At 59.4% G+C, this 19,162-nt stretch carries 17 protein-coding genes; 4 read left to right on the forward strand and 13 right to left on the reverse strand.

The features are described 5' to 3' along the window. Positions 1–30 precede the first annotated feature (30 nt). Positions 31–210, reverse strand: a complete 180-nt coding sequence (locus tag D4754_RS17900) for a hypothetical protein (RefSeq protein WP_114273190.1) — start codon at positions 208–210, stop codon at positions 31–33. Between the two features lie 43 nt (positions 211–253). On the opposite strand from D4754_RS17900, the gene D4754_RS24090 reads away from it, so the two are divergent. Beyond that, positions 254–733 carry a hypothetical protein gene (locus tag D4754_RS24090; protein ID WP_162792792.1) on the forward strand — a complete coding sequence of 160 codons (480 nt, stop codon included), beginning with the start codon at positions 254–256 and terminating at the stop codon, positions 731–733. On the opposite strand, the gene D4754_RS17905 is transcribed toward D4754_RS24090, so the two are convergent. Beyond that, entirely contained in the window at positions 690–1,379 is a 690-nt protein-coding gene (locus D4754_RS17905) for a hypothetical protein (protein WP_114273191.1), read from the reverse strand. The two genes, D4754_RS24090 and D4754_RS17905, sit on opposite strands and share 44 nt — an antisense overlap. Next, positions 1,372–2,163 (reverse strand): nucleotide-binding protein, encoded by a 792-nt coding sequence (locus tag D4754_RS17910; protein WP_121066451.1) that lies wholly within the window; start codon positions 2,161–2,163, stop codon positions 1,372–1,374. The genes D4754_RS17905 and D4754_RS17910 overlap by 8 nt, the downstream gene beginning before the upstream one ends. A 677-nt stretch (positions 2,164–2,840) precedes the next feature. Here D4754_RS17910 and D4754_RS17915 point away from each other — a divergent pair. From D4754_RS17915 to D4754_RS17925, 3 genes are read left to right on the forward strand one after another with little or no spacing between them, the layout of a single operon-like run. Next, on the forward strand, positions 2,841–3,389 hold the full coding sequence (locus D4754_RS17915) for a plasmid mobilization protein (RefSeq protein WP_121066454.1): 549 nt from the start codon (positions 2,841–2,843) through the stop codon (positions 3,387–3,389). Further along, positions 3,382–5,256, forward strand: a complete 1,875-nt coding sequence (locus D4754_RS17920) for a relaxase/mobilization nuclease domain-containing protein (protein WP_163025966.1) — start codon at positions 3,382–3,384, stop codon at positions 5,254–5,256. Before D4754_RS17915 ends, D4754_RS17920 begins: the two co-directional genes overlap by 8 nt. Before the next feature lie 12 nt (positions 5,257–5,268). After that, positions 5,269–7,200 (forward strand): type IV secretory system conjugative DNA transfer family protein, encoded by a 1,932-nt coding sequence (locus D4754_RS17925; RefSeq protein ID WP_121066459.1) that lies wholly within the window; start codon positions 5,269–5,271, stop codon positions 7,198–7,200. Between the two features lie 42 nt (positions 7,201–7,242). On the opposite strand, the gene D4754_RS17930 is transcribed toward D4754_RS17925, so the two are convergent. The 10 genes from D4754_RS17930 to D4754_RS17970 form a co-directional block, all read right to left on the reverse strand. Beyond that, entirely contained in the window at positions 7,243–8,433 is a 1,191-nt protein-coding gene (locus tag D4754_RS17930; protein ID WP_114295062.1) for a GIY-YIG nuclease family protein, read from the reverse strand. After that, complete coding sequence (locus D4754_RS17935; protein WP_114295063.1) at positions 8,426–10,474, reverse strand: pseudomurein-binding repeat-containing protein; 2,049 nt, start codon at positions 10,472–10,474, stop codon at positions 8,426–8,428. Before D4754_RS17935 ends, D4754_RS17930 begins: the two co-directional genes overlap by 8 nt. Positions 10,475–10,649: 175 nt before the next feature. Next, complete coding sequence (locus tag D4754_RS17940; protein WP_114295064.1) at positions 10,650–12,122, reverse strand: ATP-binding protein; 1,473 nt, start codon at positions 12,120–12,122, stop codon at positions 10,650–10,652. Then, on the reverse strand, positions 12,119–12,268 hold the full coding sequence (locus D4754_RS24095; protein ID WP_162792141.1) for a hypothetical protein: 150 nt from the start codon (positions 12,266–12,268) through the stop codon (positions 12,119–12,121). The genes D4754_RS17940 and D4754_RS24095 overlap by 4 nt, the downstream gene beginning before the upstream one ends. Then, positions 12,265–13,149, reverse strand: coding sequence for a hypothetical protein (locus tag D4754_RS17945; protein ID WP_114295065.1), 885 nt, complete (start codon positions 13,147–13,149; stop codon positions 12,265–12,267). The genes D4754_RS24095 and D4754_RS17945 overlap by 4 nt, the downstream gene beginning before the upstream one ends. Further along, entirely contained in the window at positions 13,146–15,896 is a 2,751-nt protein-coding gene (locus D4754_RS17950; protein ID WP_114295066.1) for a class I SAM-dependent DNA methyltransferase, read from the reverse strand. Before D4754_RS17950 ends, D4754_RS17945 begins: the two co-directional genes overlap by 4 nt. After that, positions 15,893–16,315, reverse strand: a complete 423-nt coding sequence (locus D4754_RS17955; RefSeq protein ID WP_114295067.1) for a type II toxin-antitoxin system VapC family toxin — start codon at positions 16,313–16,315, stop codon at positions 15,893–15,895. The genes D4754_RS17950 and D4754_RS17955 overlap by 4 nt, the downstream gene beginning before the upstream one ends. A gap of 9 nt (positions 16,316–16,324) precedes the next feature. Next, a complete protein-coding gene (locus D4754_RS17960) occupies positions 16,325–16,567 on the reverse strand; it encodes a FitA-like ribbon-helix-helix domain-containing protein (RefSeq protein WP_114295068.1) in 243 nt (80 codons plus the stop codon). 126 nt (positions 16,568–16,693) lie between these two features. Continuing rightward, the gene (gene virB11 / locus D4754_RS17965; RefSeq protein WP_114295069.1) at positions 16,694–17,704 is read right to left on the reverse strand and encodes a P-type DNA transfer ATPase VirB11; all 1,011 of its coding nucleotides are present in this window, start codon (positions 17,702–17,704) and stop codon (positions 16,694–16,696) included. Continuing rightward, a complete protein-coding gene (locus tag D4754_RS17970; protein WP_114295070.1) occupies positions 17,704–19,161 on the reverse strand; it encodes a TraB/TrbI/VirB10 family type IV secretion system protein in 1,458 nt (485 codons plus the stop codon). The genes virB11 and D4754_RS17970 overlap by 1 nt, the downstream gene beginning before the upstream one ends. Position 19,162 lies beyond the last annotated feature (1 nt).

Consider the following 19,162-nt stretch of genomic DNA (forward strand, 5'->3'; position numbering starts at 1 on the left):
GCTCGCGAGCATTTTAGGGCTGGAGGCGGTCTATCCCGCGTCCTCATAGGGCTCGTACCTCAGGTTCGCGCCGTCCGCCTGATCAAAGTCATCGGACCATCTGGTACGGCGCATGCCGCAGCTCCATTGGAATACGACGCCGACCTCGACGTCTTCACCGTTTACCGACGCCCAAATGACTTCGACGGGGTAACCCGCATAATTCTTCATGCTCTTCTCCTGACCTCCATTTGGTCGGAGCCGCAGTAATCAGGTGGCAGGTATCTGCCTGTACCTATATATGCTTGGCCACCACAAAACGGAGTTTAGTAACTTGCTTTACAGGCCTCTACATATTGCGCTCTTTCTGGGCGCGGCTTCATCCTCCGTCGCGGCCGAGTGGGAGATCGGCTTGTCGCGAGGTCTGGACACCTATGCTGCGACTGCAAACGACGGGACTTTGCTCTTAGTTTGCGACCCAGACCGTGTCTACAACCCAAACGTGAGCCATGCGTACTTTTTGTCGCGTCAAAGCGATGGCAAAGCGCCACAACGCATTGTCTTTCTCGCGGCGACCGGAGAGCAGGCTGCCTTTTCTGTGCAGGACGGGATCGCAACGCAACGGGATGCTGATCCTTCCGAATGGGCACAGCTCATCGATATGATCGAGGCGGGCGGTCAGATCGCTGTCGTGACCGCACGCGATGCCTTTACGCTGGATCAGGACGCGCTGCCCGGGCTTCGATGCCGCTGATCTTTTGAGTGAGCTCTTCGATCTCGGAGTGCAGCAGCGCCTTACCGAAGGCGGATAACAGCTGCGTCACCCCATAGACGTTGAGAGGGTCATCAATGCTTGTCTGCAACGCCGCCACAAGGGTGGCGTCGAGCCTGATCATCGATTTCATAAAGGGGGCACCAGTGCCTTTGGGCTCGGCCAGGCGTGGTCGTGCAGCGGAGGCAATCTCATGCCAGGTTGCGGTGTCGCGCAGGTTTTGCATGCGGGCGCGAACCGCTTTGATCAAGGCACGCCGAACGTAGTCCGGGTCAAGGCCAGATCGTTCTGCCAGCGCATCAATCCGTGCCTGATCCTCAGCCCCGATGCGCACGTAATAGGTTCGAGACTGCGCTTCGGTGCTATTGCTGCAAGCATCGTCCGCCAACGGCTGGGTGGATACCCCTGGGTTGATGCGCGCCGTTTCAGCCGAGGCTGCCTTTTCCCCTTTCCGGGGTTCTTTCTTGTCCACTGAATTTGCCGCTGGGCCTTCTGTCGCGACCGCTGCCGCCGTACTCTGATTGAATGCGGCATATTTCGTGGCGCTCGTGGCGAACTGCCGCGATCGCGCCAGCCTGTCTTCGTTCGAGACAGCGGTCCCGGACCGGTTTGGAATCTTCCTAACCATTGGCAGCGTCCACCATGGCCTCGATGTCGCAAAGGACATCGCTGCACAGTGTCAGGGCTGAGGAAAGATGCCCCGCTTGCAACCGATGACGACGATCTTGTTCATAAATGTCCCGCACATATCCCAGCGGTCCGGTCAGCGGCATGCGCTGGATCGCAGTGAGATGGGGCACCGGCGTGGGCAGAAGTGGCAGGGTTGAAATCACCTCGAAAACCTCAAGGTCCTGCCGGTGAACCCTGCGTCTTGCCGCATCACGCTCAAAGTCATCTCCTGCGGTCACGAAATCGATCGCGCGTTTGTCCGCGTTCATCAATACCGCTGAAAACAGCGGGGCGGGGTCATCCGGCCCGAGGGTCTCGATCATGCGTATAACCCATGTAAGGGTTTTCAGGGCCGCGACGAAATCCGATTGTACCGGCACGGCCGGCACCAGGATCATGTCGCAGGCCAGCGCCAGTGTTTCGGTGTCGGGGTGCTCGCCGGGGCGGGTGTCGATCAGAACCAGATCAACACCTTCAGCCTCAAAGCTGTCCAGCGCGTGGTAAAGGCCTTCAACGGTCTCGGGGGCATCGGCCACGGTCAAGCCCGTGGGCCATGGAAGGCGTGGCAGATCACCGAAGTCGGCGCGCGCGCTTTTTGATTCCCATTCGAGGATCTGCTTGTCAGCATCCGCATCCATGACATGCACACGGCGGCCGCGTGCCAGCATGGCGGACGCAAGCATCTGTATGAGAGTTGTCTTTCCCGAACCGCCCTTCGCGGAGATGGCCGTCACAACAAGCATTCAATGTCTCCATAACGTATATTTTGCGCCGTTATGGCGATGCCTCGGGATGGCGTCCAGACCTTGCGCGATACAGACGTTCAACCTTTGGGTCAGACAGATGTGTATCTGCTGAGGCGATGTGCTGTTTTGGCGATCATCTGCGTACGCGTTCGGTCAATTGGTCAGCAGGTCACTCACGCCGACCGTGATTGCAGCGTCCATCCTTTTCGCCATCGCGTCGCTGTGGCAATTTCCCAATGCTGCCATCAGCCTTCGAGGTGTCGGGTCACCTGACCATCGACTATCCGTATCAGCGCCGACGTAATACGCACGGTGCTGCGCAGGCGTTCCAATCCCACAAGGTCTTCTTCTCCTTCCGGGAGAACCCCTTTGAGCATTCAACGCCAATGAAGGGATATCGTGTCGGCTGCGCCGACGTCATTCCCGCGCCTGTTCAGGATCCGGGCCGGGGTCCCGGATCGCGGCGCGGGGGAGGCGGTGTCCCTTCGGTCTGTTCGTTGTCGCGTGGGGTTTACAGCAGGCATGGCCAAGGCCCTGCCTGCTGATCACCGAAGGTGCGACAACGGACCGAAGGGACGTTGACAGGAACGGTATTGTGTATGACAAAACTTGTGCGGCGACTCATTAGAGTTTTCGTGTTTACAAAAACTATCTAATGATAAATCTTGCCGCCCATGTCGAAACGCCTCTCCACCATAGCCCGACAGGAGGTTCTCCGGCTTGCCGCTCAAGGGCTTGGCGATGGGGAGATCGCCGTGCGTGTTGGCTGCTCCCGACCCACTGTCGCCCGCGTGCGGGCGCGCGGTGTGGTGACGGATCGAACCACAAAGGGCCGCGTGCTGCAGGTTCGGGTGTCCGCCCGTGAGGCCGAAGCATTCGAGGCGCTTGTGGCTGAGACTGGCATGACCACGTCGGGTTTGCTCCGGCACATGATCCGTCTCTCATCCGGCATTGTCGCGTTTCGCCGGGACGAGGTCACGGCGCTCAAGGCGTCGGCCAATCAGCTCAATGCCTTGGCGCGCAATCTTGTCCAGATGCTGAAGCTTGCCCATGCGGGCAAGCTGCGGTGGAACGCGCGCGACGCGGCAATGGTCGGTCGGCTTGCGGATCGGGCCGAAGAGGTTGCCCGGGCCGTGCAGGCTTTGCGCGCGGCCTCGCTGCGCGGGTCCTTCGTCCGGGTGTCCGATTTTCGGGACGTTGGGGAGGGGCAGCGCGATGGCTGAAACACGCACCCTCCAGCAGGCGGTATTGGGCGAGATTCTGCCTCATGTGGGGCGGCGGTCTGCAGCCATGGCAGGCGAAGCGCGCGTATCGTCGGGCCGTCGGCGTGGCACGTCCGGCGGGGCAGTTGCGGTAATGTCCTGGAACGCGCTGCGGGTGCCGCAAAGCGTGGTGAAGCGGGTCGGCACGGGCGGGTGTCATTCGCCAAAAGAGTTACGCCGACAGATGAAATACATTCTGCGCGACGAGGCGCGGGTCGCAGCCTGGTCAAACCAGATCGGCATCGATCGTGCCTTTGGCGAGCGCGGCATGGAAAATATCATTGCCGATTGGAGTGCTTCCTGGTGCGGGGCGCCGAAACGGGGTCACACCGATCACATCATCCTGTCCTTTCCCAAGGGAACCGAGGCGGAATTGGCGGAAGCCATCTCGCGCGAATGGGCGCAGGAGGTGTTCGGCGGGGATTACCGGGATCGATATCGGTATGTGGCGGCCCTCCATTGCAACACAGACCATGTGCATGCCCATGTTCTTGTCGACAAGGTCGGGATGGAGGACGGCAAGTTCCTCTCGATCAGCCGCCATTCCGAGATCAGCTATGACATGATGCGCGAGCTGCATGCGCAGATCGCGGGCGAGCACGGGCTGGTACTGAACGCCTCTTCCCGTCTGTCGCGTGGCATCATGGAAAACGCCCCGAGGGACACTGATTTGCAGGCGGCCCGCAAGGAGGGGCGGGAGCCAGTGGTTGCCCCGCTGGATCCTGCAAGCCGCGTTCTGCGAGAGGCCGAGATGCGCAGGCACGCCGAGGGGTATCGGCAGCTGGCGCAACTTGCGGGGATGGGCCTGGAGGCCGACACCCCTCCGAATGGATGGATGGGGCGCATCGCGGAGAGCGCGGAGCTTGCCGCCACCAACTTGATGAAAGGAATGCCGGTGAAAGAAGGGTTTGCCGAAGGGGTTGATATCCCCGCTGCCGGAGCGGATGTGATCGGTCGTCTGATCGCCGCCCGCGAGACATTGCAAGCGGAAGCCGACACCGCGTGGAGCGCCATTCAGGACATGGCTCCCGGTGCCGAAAAGGTCGAACTGGAACAGCTCTTTGCGGGGAAGGCCCGCGAAATGGGCAGGCTTCTGGGCCGCGACTTTCTTGCGGATCATTCTTCATCGGTGTCGCCCGAGCGCGATCCCTACAGAGTTCAGGGGATTGCGGGGCTGGCAGCACGGGCAGCAGAGGAGGGCAATCCGCTCGTCGTTGAGGCGGATGCTGCACTGGGTCGTTTCAGAGCGGAATTGGCGCGCGTTCTGGCACCGATGGAGGCACGATTCGAGGAGGCGGGCAGCAGCATCGAAGAAGTCGCTGCCCGTTTCACCGCACCCCATCGCAGCGAGGCGCAACTCGAAGCCTCACGCCCAGTGGACGCCCAGGAGCGCTCGGACTGGCTTGGGCTCGAACGCGACCTGCAGGCGCGCGCGCGTGATGTTTTTGCGGGGCTGCACATGGATCGTGATCTTTTGGCGGATCTGGCGCGTCAGGATATTCTTGACGCGGGGCAGGGCAGTCGCCTTGCCGACATCGCCACGCTGGACAAGCTGATCTCCGACGTGCGGCAAGACCTGCGCGACGGGGATATGGATCAGCTGGCCGCTGGCCGGATCGATCCGCTCATGGACCGCATCGAAGACCCCGGTCTGCGACAAGCCGTGTTCTCGGAGCTAAAGGCCATCGCCGCAGTGGATGCGGGTGATGACATTACCGGGCGCGACAGCGAACCAGCCGCCACCTACCGGACCCGGATCGAGGCTTTCGAGCGCGCCGAGGAGCGGGGGCGCGACCGGGACGATACCAGTGGCGATTACGGCCTCTAGAGGATTCAAAACATGCTGCATGCAATGGAAAGCCGTTGGCGGTATCCAATCGCCATCCTGCTCGGTCTCGGTGTTGGCACCTGGATCGGTGCCGCGATCGCCACGCTCTATCTGATGGCTCGATTTGGCGAAGACCTGGGTGGGTTCGATATTTTCGAACTTTGGCTGCTCAATCTGTCTGATCCACGGGTCAAGGCAAACCCTGCGGTGGAACATACTGCGTGGCTCATCACGGCACTTCCTGCCCTGCTTCTGGCGGCGACAGGAGCTACATCCGTTCATCGCGGGTCGCTCACCGATTATGATGATGCGCATTTCCAGTCGCGTCCCGAGCTCCGCCGCAACCGTATGTCTGCGTCTCTTTCCCAGAACGGCTTTCTGTTCGGCAAGCTCGGGTCACCTGCGTCCCGCGCGCCTTTCGTGTCGGCCACGCCAGATCGCTTCCCACACGCAATGATGATCGCGCCAACGGGCCGGGGCAAAGGGGTAGGCTTCGTTTTGCCGAACCTTTTGCACTTCCAGGGCAGTGCCGTGATCCTTGACGTCAAGGGCGAGAATTTCGAGAAGACATCCATCCACCGCCAAAAGGCGCTGAACAATCAGGTCTGGTACTTTTCGCCCTATGACTACGTTCAGCCCGAGGGCAAGAACGGGCCCGTCCTGACCCGCACGCACCGGTTCAATCCTCTCCAGCGCATTGCCGATCTGCCCAGCCCCGAGCAGCAATACACCGCCGTCAACACCATGGCGGACTTGTTCCTCATCGTCGAAAGCGTGAACGCGCAGAGCTTTTTCCAGGCCGGACGCAGCCTGTTCGTGGCGTCTTGCCTCTATGCCATCGAGACCGGAAAGCCGACGATCGGTGAGGCGCTGCGGATCATGACTGGCGGCGGCAACAAAAAGGAATTCTACAAACGGGCCGCGATGCAGACTGCAAACCCGGTGGTGGCAGAGATTTTCCTGAGCATGGCCGACGAAGTGGACAAGATTCTCGATTCCTATGTCAGTGTGATCCGCGGTGCCGGATTGGAGCTCTGGCTCGATCCGGCGGTGGACCGGGCGACACAGGCAAGCGATTTCGACTTCGGGACGTTCCGACGAGAGCCACAGTCGCTCTATATTGTCGTGCAGCCGGAGCACCTGAAAACACTGGCCCCCCTGATCCGGCTCCTGTTCGCCGATGCCATCGCATGTCTGCAGCGCGCGCATCCCGGACCGGACGAGGCACATCCCGTCATGTTCCTGATGGATGAATTCGACCAACTGGGCAAACAACCCCTGGTCTTGCAGAGCATCAAGACGATCCGCTCCTATGGCGGGCGGCTCTTTATCATCTCGCAGTCGATCCCCGGTCTTGAGGGCATCTATGGCGAAACCGACCGCCGCGCGCTGCAGGCCGGTGCGGGTGTGCAGATCTACATGACCCCGCAGGATGATCGCACCGCCGACGTGCTGTCCGCAGCCCTCGGCAAGCGCACGATCGTGGGCAAGACCAGATCACAGGCAACCGTGCGCAAGCTCTCGGAAAGTGCAAATATCAGCCGTCGCTCGGAAGAACGGGCGCTGGTATCCCCCGCTGAATTGCTGCGTTTCCCGCTCGACAAGGTCCTTGTCCTGCCCGAGGGGCAATATCCCATCAAGGCGGATCACATCCGCTACTATGCGGACCGGCATTTTGAGGAGATCGACAAAGCACGGCAGGGGCATTCCTTGCCCTATCCTCCTGCTGCAGCGCCAGTCTCGAACAGGCCGAAGAAAATCACCCTCGAGCATTCAGAACCTGCAGCACCCGCGGCGATCTCCATGGGCGACAAGGAATTCGAGACTGCGGTGCAGACCTACACAGGCGCGCTACAGGGATACGCAGAAGCCGCGAGGGCAAAGCCAAAGAAAACACGTTTTGGTGGTCGGGCGCGCTCTTCGGACGCAAAGGCGAGGGGATGATCTGGAAATCGAATGTGGCTGTGCTGTTCTGCCATGCGCCAGCTATGAGACAGATACCAATCGCGCCTGTTTCGGGTCATAGACATAGCCCGAAATCGTCCCGTCCTTGATCCGTTCAACTGCATCCTTTATCGCGAATATTGGCACGAGAAACCACTCTCTCGGAATCACGGGCCTACCAAAGCGATCCATGATCTCGATCTCGAGCCGCGCGGGCTCGAAGATGCGATGGATCAGGTTCTCCAGTTTTGTCCGATTGATGTTGTAGAGTTCATAAGTCGCAACCACCTCGACGTTCGCCATCAGAAACGTTGGTTGCAGATGTGCGCCAGCGATCCGCTTTTCAACGCTCATATTGGTGACGCCGATCTTGTGTACGAGTTCGCGATTTTCGGCCACAAGTGGATGATCGGATTTGCTGCGAAGCACATAAATGATCCCGCTCGCCTCATCACCGTCGAGTGTCTGATCGGAAAAAAGTGGCCCTGCCGATGGATCGGTGATCCGCCGTCCGGCGTCGTCCTTGTTCAACGCGCGCTGAAGCGAGCGCATCAGCATGTTGCTCTCGGTCCCGTTGTCGAAAATCACCCGCAGACGCGCATCCGTGCGACCTTGCTCGTTGGTGATGGTCTCGCCCTTGTCGGCGACATAGGCCTTTTGACCGCTGACAATGAAGAAGCGTCCCTTCTCGATCTCGGCTTTCATCTCGAACGGGCGAGTTTCGCGCAAGCCGCTATCCAGTTCTTTCTGGACCTGCTCGAACAAGGGTTTGAACGTCGCGAAATCCTTGCATTTCTCGCGGTTTGCGACTTCATCGGCGGCCTTTTTCTCGGCTGTTGACCGGACATGCTTCAATTCCGTGAGGGGTGATTTAGCAACTTCCACGCCCAGTTCGGCGAGGAGGGCATCGTCATCGAGGTCATCGGAGTCTGATGCTGAGGGCGCAGGGGTGTTTGCTAGGAGACCCTGCTCGTCGAGTGGGGCAAGGAGGTCGCGGCATTCCTGCAAGTCGCGGATCCGATCAAGACGCACGGCGTAGAGGCGTTCAAAGATATCACGATCCTCCCCGTGCTGGGGAGGCCGGCCATGCTCATCTGCAAATCGCAAGATTTCCTCAAAACCTGCGATGATGCGTTCTTCGCGTGGTGTGCGGCTGAGCTGCTTCTTGACCTCGACCTCGACGCCAAGCTCAGCAAGGAGGGCGTCGTCTTCGTCCGTGAAACCCTTAGCCATTGGCAGCCTCCTGCTTCATGCGCGCGAGATACGCCACGCCTTCGGCCATTTTCTTCTCCCACGGATCAGGCGATGTGATGGAAGGCAGACGGCCCCGCTCCTGCTTGAACTTGACGGCGCGTTTCGCCAGATCTCGCGCCTCGTCCGGTGACAGTTGCACCTTTTTCGCCGAGATGACGGCCTGGACCTGCCGAAGGCTTTCCTCGCTCATCGTCTTTGCCAGAATCGAGTAGGCTTCGCCGAACGGGTTGATGCGATCAATCAGATCGATGTCGAGTTCGCGCACGTCCATTGCGAATTTGCGCACCCCGTCGATCAAGGCGGTATTGCCGGTTGTTTCTGTGTCATCGCGGTTCGACAGCGCGATCTCTTTCGCCTTTTGGGTCAGGTTCAGCGCAGCAACTGCGTGTTGGCGCACCGCTTCCTGATCCTCTGCATCTAGCTCTGGGAACCTGGCACCGACAATCTTGCCCATGCGAACCTGCGTCAGTTCCTCCGGCACCAGCTCTTCGTCGAAGAGACCCCGTTCGATCGTAGTCTTGTCCTGAACGAAAGCTGTGATCACCTCATTGAGGTCCTCTTGGCAGATGCGCTTGGCTTCCTTGCTCTTGGGTTCGACCAGACCTTTGATTTCGATCTGGAACTGCCCGCTGGCCTCGCTGAAGCCAACGTTCTCTTTGTTGGGGTCATAGCCGCCCTCGCCGTAATCGAACCCTTCGACAGGGCCACTTTTCACGGTCTTGGGCGTGAAGTTGAAACGTGGGGCCAGCACCTGCTCCATCAGCAGGCTTGCAGCGATCGCCTTCAGTGTATCGTTGACTGCCTCGGTCACGGCTTCGGCCGCGGCGTCGGGCTCCGCGATAAGGTTGGTGAACCGCGCTCGGGTCTTGCCCTCGGCATCGCGGGTGGCGCGGCCGATGATCTGCACGATCTCCGTCAGGCTGGCGCGATAACCCACCGTCAGGGCGTGTTCGCACCAGATCCAATCGAACCCTTCTTTCGCCATACCCAGGGCGATGATGATGTCGACATGATCGCGGTTGTTCTTCTGCGTGGAGTCTTTCAGCGCGGCGGAAACCTTGTCACGCTTGGATGGCTCGTCGTCCACCAGATCGGCGATGCGTAAGACTCGCTCGTCGGGCGTCTTGACCAGCTGAAAGCCTGTGATGGGATCCGCTCCCTGCCAATCGCCCAGGGCGTCAATGATATGCTCGACCTCGCGATGCTTGTCCTTGGTGCTTTCGCGCGAGTTCACGTTCGGGATGTGAAGGATTGTCTTCTCGGTCGGATCCAAAACCTTGAGGATGTCGTCCGCATAGGACCCGGAATAGAAGAAATACCCGATGTCGAGCGTCTTGAGGTATTTGTAACCATTCAACTGCTGATAGTAGGTATAGGTAAAGGTATCGAACTTTGCCTCATCTTCGGGCGACAGAACGGCTTCGGCATCGCCGCGGAAATAGGACCCGGTCATCGCAACCAGATGCACCTTGTCGCGCGCGACCAGTGCGCCCAGATGCGTGCCCAGCTTGTTATCAGGGTTGGCAGAGACGTGGTGAAACTCGTCTACCGCGATGAGCCGATCATCAAACGCTTCAATCCCGAACTTGTCCACGGCGAACCGAAAGGTCGCGTGGGTGCAGACCAGAATCTTGTCGTCGCTCGCCAGAAACTTGCCGACAGCGCCGACCTTGCCGTCATCCCCGCCGGGAGCGTTGCATAGGTTCCATCGCGGTTGCACGGTCCAGTCTGCCCAGAAGCCGTACTTGCTCAGCGGCTCGTCGTTGAAGCTGGACCCGATGGACTTTTCCGGCACCACGACGATGGCCTGGCGCAGGCCCTGATTGTGCAGCTTGTCGAGCGCGATGAACATCAGCGCGCGGCTCTTGCCCGAGGCCGGGGGCGACTTGATCAGCAGGTATTGCTCGCCCCGCTTCTCATAGGCACCCTCTTGCATTTCGCGCATGCCAAGCTCGTTCGATTTGGTCGAGCTTCCATTGGCCGCGTAATTGACAGAGACGGAAGGAACCTGCTGTGTCATGATGTTTTCCTTCTGAGGGGCGCGGAATCATTCGCTTTGGGGCAGGCAATCAAAACCCGATCAAGTAGCGATACCGCACCCTGCCTATCGTAACAGTATGATTTATATGTATTTTCCAATTTACGCCCTCTAGCCCACATACGCACAATCAAAACCCGATCAAATGTTGTCCCTGTCACGCCCATGAGGGGACATATCCGGCCCGAGGGCGTTCAGCATCCGCAGGACGGATCAGATCAGCATCCAGCGTTGCGCGAATAACCCGCGATGCCTGCGCAGCGTTCTGGTCGTCGATGCCAAGCCGCTCCCGAAGTGTCGCGTTCGTCATCTTTTGACCGCCTACGTATTTGAGCGCGGCATGTTGGTAACACGCTCGCACGGCTTCTTCCGGTGTCATGTCCGCAAAGCGGCGTGGTGCAAACAGAACCACGCGCACGGCGTCTCCCTCCATGCGGAAATCCGGTGGTGGCAACTGGTGTAGCTCAACCGCCGAGATCACCTTGTCGATGCCGGTGCCTTGTTCTTCGCAAAGTTTCATCCGCCGCATCAACGACGCAAGGGCTTCATTTCGGGAACGCGGCGGCGAGTCCAAAAACCGGTCGGGGCTAACCAAGGGGGCGCCCGGGTTCGTGATCTCCATGCGATCACTGAACAACTCGATGAGTGGTCCTGCACCGGTGATTGTCATGTCTTGGTGGATCAATGCGTTGGCGATCAATTCGCGGATCGCGATCGACGGATAAAGTGGTCGCTCTTCGCGGAATGCTTTTCCGATCAGTTCGTTGCGAGGCAGAAGGCCGTCGATATAGTCCACCAGCCCCTGAAAACCCGCTGCATAGCCGCGCTGGCCATCCTGGCGGTGGCTCACGTCATCTGCACGTCCGGTGCCGGCATAGGCCACGAAACGGACGCCTTTGCGCTCTACAGAGGGGCCGAAATCGGCAAGTTTCTTGGCATACAGGATTGCACCCAGATTGGTGATGTTCCAACGGTCGCTTACATCTTTCTGGATCAGGCGATCCGCCAATAGCCTGTCGAAGATCCCCTGCCTGTTATCCGGCAAGGGCTGGCCCGTAAGATCGAAGTAGTTGGCGTAATTCAGCCGCTCAAGAACGTCGTCGCCGGTTAGGAACTGCGCCGCGACCCCTGTCTCCCAAGCGTAGGGCTGCAACTTGGCCCAGAGGGAACGCAGGCGTTCCGGATGGTCGGAGAGGCGCGGCGTGGCGCTGCCGATGCGCAAATAGGCTGTGCGGTCAAATTCTACCGGGGCGGTTGCGGCGGCGGGGATGGTCAGCAGGATCAGGCGCCCCCCATCGTGATCGACTTCTTCGAAACGAAACTCGATGCTTGGCGACAGGTGGTTCGCAATCCACAGTTCGAGCGGCTGCCCCTTCTCCTTCTTCACTGTCGGCTCAAAAACCGTGCCGACAGCCGCATGATCACCGTCTCGCACCCCCCAAACCACATAGGCAAAGTGCTGATCGGCCAGACGTGCGGCATTGGACAAGGCCGAGATCAGCTTGCCGATCAACGGTCCGTCAGCATTGTTTTCCTTGAACTCGATCCATGTGGTTTCCGCTGGTTTGGCGCGCAGATCGTCCACCAGCCTGCGAGTGCGTTCCGCACTCATGACAGGGTCAAGGGTCATGATGTTTTCACTTTCTGACCCATCTCGCCCGACCAGCGTTTTTCGTAGGCGCATTCCTGTATTGCCCGCCGACCCGGATCGTTCGGCTTAGCCGGACTATCGTTGGTGGCATAAATAATCGAAATGGAGGGAAAACCTTTGATCATTGACCTTTCACCCGCTTATCAAAACGTCTTAAGAATATACGGGCTGTGATCAGGATTATTTGAAACCGAAAAGCACAATCTTCTTCATCTGACAGACCCGGATGGCTGCCGTGCGGATGCAATCTTGCCCACAACCCCAATACGTACGCGGGTTTGCCTCTGTCGTTCTCCCACTCATTGTATTCGTGAAGTAGGAATGGTCCCGATTTTGTATCTGCAAGGTATTGCCTCTTCGCGTCATCACTAACCTTAGGATTACATCCAAAATACTCCGCAATTTTGTCCAGCAGTTCCTGATAGAAATCTCTGATCATCGCGTTGGCGGAAGACCAGTTCCCTTGCGAAAAGTTCTGAACCGCTTGATCCAAATGCCCCTTGGCGACGCCAAACCCGTGCCGACCAAGTAAGGCCTCAATTTCGCTGGTCGCCTCTCGAAAATCTGTCTCAGGGACATCCTCAGGCAGCATCCGCCTGAGAACAGTCTGTATAATGACCCTTGGAGCGTCATCGAAAATGGAAGATCTGCCCATTGGGTCTGGCACCTCCTCTTCCACAAGTTCGAAGCCATCCATTTTCAGACCAGCAACAAGACGCAACCAGACATCTGGCTTGTTGCGCTTGCTCTGCTCGGATGCCGTAATTGCATGCTCAATCATGGCTCTGCTTAGGTCGCTGTTCCCATTTACCGTCGGAACAGAACGCCGTCCCATACTGCTTTTGGCGAACCTAACTAAATCATTGGCCTTCGAAGCGCCCGATCCAGAGCCACAGAATTCCTCGACACCCCACCCTAAAACAAGAGACGAGAACGCGGCTTGCGTTGACATTTCAGCAATCATCTCGCCCGCTGCCATCAGCGTCATGCTATTGAAGTTACTCATACGCTCACCTTCGTCGTCATCTTCGTGTACATCTCGAACAGTTTTTCCAGCCGTTCCGTGTCGTTACGGAAGCGGCGGCCGATGTAGATGCGTTCCAGCACCTCGTCGTTGTGGTCATGCGCGGCGCGGAGGTTGGCGGGCATTTTTTCGGGGTCGTAGAGGTCGGCGATGGTGGCGGGGAAATGCGCCTCGCGCGCCAGTAGGATGCCTTCGGCCGCCGCTGTCAGATCAGCGCGATTTTTTTCGGTCAGCTTTGGGACGGGGAAGGTATTCCAGCCGAGGGTGTTGGAATAGCTGAAATCGGTTCGCATCCGCACGCAAACCGTGCCGATCCAGACCCAATGCAGACGCGAGGCGATCAGCGCCATGTTCCAGAGCGGGGCGTCGTAGAGGGCGAAGGACTTTTCTTGAATGATACTCTCAGGGGCCAAGACGCCAACAGGAAGGTATGGCCGGTTCTCCGAGCTGACACGCGGAACGACCATAACTGATTTTTCCGCCGTAACCTGATCTCGAAACCTATATGGTGTTTCAGCGAGTTTCTGGGCGGCTTTGTCCTGCTTGGCGGCCTGTCGTGCCTTGGCAACCTCCGCCATTTTTTGGGCGATCGGCGGAACTGACTCTGCCGCTGAACGGTCTTTTTCCTTTATCCAGAGACAGGCGCGAGGCGCGGCCGAGATGAACTCCTTTGAGCCATACAGAGGTCGAACAAAGTGTGAGGCCCTCGGATAAGTTTCAATCAATTCTCGCCCTTCTTGGCGCGAAAAGATTAACGCCGCCCCGTAGTAGGGGTGGTTGCCAAATTGCATGATTGCGCGGTCATCAACGGGTTTCGAGCGCATCGTGATCGCCACATTTGGAGCGGTCACCAGATAGGCATTGATGTTGTCGGCCTCTCTGACGACCGCTCCGCCATCCTCAGCAAGCGTGAACAGCTTGCGCACCGCGCCCGAATGATTTGAAATACCAACTATCACAACAGTCACACCTGCATTGTGGCTGGCAAGGTTTGCCCATTTGAAACTGGTATGGGCAAAGGCGATTTCGTGCCCTGTCTTGGAAATCAACGGCCAGAGGATCGGCACCTGTTGCCCCTGACAGATCGAATTGGTGGACACGAAGGCCGATACGGTGGGCGTATGCAGCCCGTAATCGGCGGCCTTCATGAACCAGCCTGCAACATAGTCGAGTGACTTCCAGCTTTTCGTGCGTCCCTCGAAAATGCGCCCAAGGTCTTCTTTCTGCTCCGTGCTCTGCCATTTGGACCCCAGATATGGAGGGTTGCCGCAGATATAGGTCTCGCCCCCCTCGTTCACGAAGTCGATCTGCGCCTGATCCAGCGGCGACATGAACAGGTCATCGGCCTGAAACTTCACCCCCGTCCCCGTGGGCGGGCAGACAGACAGCCAGTCCAGCCGCAGGGCGTTGCCGCAGGTGATCCAGTTCTGCGCATCCAGCGGCAGGAATTCAGCCAGCGCCTCTTTCTGGCCGCGATAGGTCACGTCGCATTGGTATTCCGCGATGATCAGCGCCAACCGCGCGATCTCGGCCGAGAAATCCCGCAGCTCGATTCCGCGATAGTTGGTCAGGGGAATGTCGGTGCGGCGCAGCGGCTCGCCCCGGCGCTTGTTAATCTCGTATTCCAGCGCGCGCATTTCCTTGTAGGCGATGACAAGGAAGTTGCCCGAGCCGCAGGCGGGATCGAAGACGCGGATCTTGGCCATGCGGGCGCGCAGATTGGCCAGCTTGCGCGCGTTGTCGCCCGCCGCCTCCAGCTCTGCCCGGAGATCATCGAGGAAGAGCGGGTTCAGCACCTTCAGGATGTTCGGCACGGACGTGTAGTGCATGCCGAGGACCGAGCGTTCCTCCTCATCCGCGACGGCCTGGATCATCGAGCCAAAAATGTCGGGGTTGATCTGCGTCCAGTCGAGGCTGCCGATATGGGATAGGTAGCGCTGCGCGATCTTGGAAAAGCGCGGCACATCGGTGCTGCCCGAGAAGAGGCCACCGTTCACATAGGGAAAGGTGTCGGCCCAGCGGGGCAGCTTGGCCTCGGCCCGTTTGGGGATGGCGGTGTTCATCGCACGGAAGATCTCGCCGATGACTTCGTGCGTGTTCGACCCGTCACGGTTCGCCATCTGGTCGATGGTGGCGGTGAAGAGGTTGTCGCTGACGAAGATGTCGGTGTCTTCGGCGAAAAAGCAGAAGATCAGCCGCGCCATGAAATGGTTCATGTCGTGGCGTTTTTCGGCGCTGCCCCAGTCGTGGTTGTCCTTGATCAGTTCGACATAGAGCCGGTTGAGGCGGCTGGTGGCGCGGATGTCAAACGCACTTTCGCGGATCTGCTTGACGGTGGAGATACCTGCGAGCGGCAGGAAAAAGCCGAAATGGTCGGGGAAATCGGAGTAGCGGCAGGCGATGGTTTCGCCGGTGGTGATGTCCTCGGCATCGAGGTCTATGCCGTCGGTGGCGAGGATGAACTTGGCCTTGGCGCGGGTGGTCGCGGGGCTGTCGCGAAGGGCGGTCAGGGTCGCCGCGATGTCGCCCGGCGCGCAGGTCGCAAGATGGATGTTGTTGGTCTGCAGGACGCCGCCGATGTCTGATTTGTTCGACGCGCCGGTGCGCAGACGCTTGATCGTCGTCTCTTTGTTGCCGAAGGCGATCAGGAAGGCATAGGGAAAGTCGGCCGCGTCGAAAGACTGCTCGGCGAGTTCGGTAACGGCTTGTTCGATTTCAACGGCGTTCATGCGGCAGTCCAGGGGTTGATCAGGTCGATCTCGCAACCCTCGAAGTCAGGCGTATTGCGTGTGGCAACGGTGGCGCCGCAAGCGTGGGCAATGGATGCGATCTGGCAATCGGCCTGGGCGATCGGTCGCCCGGCGGACCGTCGTGCGGCGGCGATGGTGGCGCAGGACTGCGCGGCGTTGCTGTCGAAGGGCAGAATGCGCCCGGCCAGGTCCTCGCGCAGGATGCGATCCACCGCATCAACCAGCGCAGCGCGGCGCTTGCCGTTCCCCATGATCGCGAGGCCGTAGCGCAGCTCCGCCTCCGATATCGAGGTCAGGTAGACGTTGAGCCCGTCCTGAGCCGACAACCAGTGTTCGACCCTGGGCTCCGGGGCCGGGCGCAAAAGCTCGGAGATGACATTCGTGTCGAGGATGATCATGCGTCAGGCCTAGTCGAATATGGGCGGTTCGCGCATGGCTTCACGCTGCGGAAGGTCGAGATCAACGCCGCCCAGAGGCGCGACCCGCGCACGGATCGCCGCAGCAAGATCGTGGCTGGGCTTCGCCTCGCCAACGACGTGGCGCAGGATCTCGCGCGCCTCCTCTTCCATCGAACGGCCATGTTCGGCCGCGCGGATGCGAAGGCGCCGCTTCACGTCATCGTCAAGGTTTCGGATGGTAATGCTTGCCATGATATCCTCCTGAGAGGAGTGTAATCATCGCAATCAATGCGATCAAGCGCAAACGCGCTCATGTTGGGACAAGACGGGAGAGATCACCGTCCGAAAGTGCTCAATGCGCACGCTTCCAAACATCCCTCAGCTGGTCACTTCTGATTTTTCAATACCAGGCACCCACACCTGTTCGACCCCACGTCTCCCGTCCTTCCGACCAAGCTGCACCACGACATCGATGCTGGAGGCGGCATAGCGCCTTACCTCCTCAAAACTCATATTGATGCCGACGGACATGACCATGAGGGCAAGGCGGTCGAGCGCCTTCTGCGCGGTATCGGCGTGAATTGTGGTGAAAGAGCCGGAATGGCCGGTGTTGATCGCGTCGAGGAAGGTCTTGCATTCATCGCCGCGCAACTCGCCAAGAATGATCCGGTCAGGACGCATGCGCAAAGAGGTCTCCAGCAATTTGGCCGCGGTGCGTTCACTTGAGGGGACACGGTCCGCCTTGAGCATCGTGCGATTGGGCTGCGGAGGAAAGAGCTCAAATGCGTCCTCGATGGTCAAGATACGTTCCGTCTCGGTCACCAGCGCGAGAAGCGCCCGAGCAAAAGTCGTTTTGCCCGTGGACGTCCCGCCGCTGATCATGATGTTCAACCGCTCATCGATGCAGAGTTTCATGGCGGCTCGAATATCCCCCGCTTGGGTCAGCGCGATCACCCGTTCGGCTTTTTCCTGTCGTTCGGCGTCCAGGTCCACCAGTGCACCGTGCAACAGACCGATGTCGCCCAAGGTGAGTTGGTCTTCACTGTAGCGGCGCAAGGTGATCGACGGCCCGCCATCCACGACCGGTGGATAGACGACCTGTGCCCGGATCGGCTTGCCGTTTATCTCGATCTTGCCGGAGACGAGCGGCTTTTTCTCGCTGATCTGTCCGTGGGTGGCGCTGGCAATGGATGTTGCAAGGTCCCGAGCTTGGGAAGGGGAGAAAAACACACCTTCGAGGCCGACCATATGCTCAGCCCCCCGGGTTTCCACCCAGACCTTTCCATCGGGATTGACCGCTATTTCGACCACGCAGGGATCGGCGATCGGTGCAGCCAGAGGTTTTAGATAGGTCGAAAGAAAACTGGCTTTTTCTGCCGCCGGGTTCATCAATAGAACTCGAGATCACGGTCGACGATCACACTTATCGCAGCACCTGGCTGGACCGAGATAACCGGAGGCAGGGTGGCATATTCGCCGATCACCGCATTGGTTGCCTGCGAAAAACTGCCCGCGACATCCTCGGCAATTTCTGATCCGGTCTCGGAGCTGGCCTCGGATGCGGCGATTGCCGGTCCTGCGCCGATGATCGAGAGCAATGCGGCTGTGCCAAAGCGCAGCCCAAAGCGGGAGTTCACGGAGCCCGTCACGCCCGAGCGGCCCTGATCGTCCGCGCCAAATGCGGCGAGCTGAACCGATTGCCCCTCGGGTGTGACGATGCGTGACCAGCCAACCAGAATGCGGGCCTGGCCCAAAGAGACATTCGAATTGTAGGTCCCGAAGAGGCGGGAGCCTTCGGGAATGAGAACGCGGGACTGATCGAAACTCCAGACCGGGTAGTTCACGATGGCGGTAATCTGTCCGGGCAATGTGGATTCGATGGCGGTTTCCAGTGACGCTTGAATGAGCGTGCCCTGCAGAACCGTATTGGAAGGATTGGCGATAACCTCCGCTGTCGCGACTTGAACGGGCTGGGCACCGTCCAACACGAAGGCGCGCGCCGCCGCATCTCCGACCGCAGGTCCCCTCTCAGGGTCAGATGCCGGACTGCCCGTCTGGCCGCCCGCATCAAAGATCACCCCTTCGGACCGGATTTGTGTGTTGCGCAGCGCCGCCGCCTCGGCACGCCGACGGTCCAGTTCAGCCCGTCGCGCGGCTTCCTCGGCAGCGAGCTGATCCCGCTCGGTTTGCGCGCGTAGAGCGTCACTCATACCGTCATCGATCTGCTGTTGCAGGGCGTCGTTCTGGCGCTGCAGTCCGAGCATTTGCTCCATCAACTGCTCCATCCGGCCATCGGCAACACGCGCGCGTGCGGCAACCTCATCAGCGAGACGTTTTTGCGCTTCAAGATCGGCTTCTGCCAACCGGGTGTCCATCTCGCTTTGCATCTGGGCGATGAGCGCCGTGTTCTGTTCCTGGACCGAGCGCAGCGCTTCGGCCAGCTCGGCGGAATTGTCGGGGGCAGGGGCCTCGGCCAGTCTTGCCAACTGGGCTTGTAGGGCGATCACGTCGCTCGCAAGCTTGGCGTTCTGTTCCTCGAGGGCTTGGCGCTGCGCCGCGAGTTCATCCTCGATTGGTCCGGGATCGAACCTAGGCTCTGATCTTTGTTCGGTCGGTTCCGCGTCGGTTGTCATGCGGCCGAACCCGTCACCGTCGACCTGATCCTGAAAGTCGTCGGCTTTCGATGTTTCAACGGCAGAAGTGATGCCGCTGCCTTGCACAAGCGGGTAGGCAATGATGGCGGTCCCAGCCAGAAGCAATGCACCCAAACCAAGCCTGAGCCCGAGAGATGCGCGCCGCTTGGGTGCGAAGCTGTATTCCTTTTCCCCGGTTTTCTCGTTGCTCATG

Origin of the sequence: Chachezhania antarctica, assembly GCF_003646465.1 — a bacterium.
Lineage (GTDB): Bacteria > Pseudomonadota > Alphaproteobacteria > Rhodobacterales > Rhodobacteraceae > Chachezhania > Chachezhania antarctica.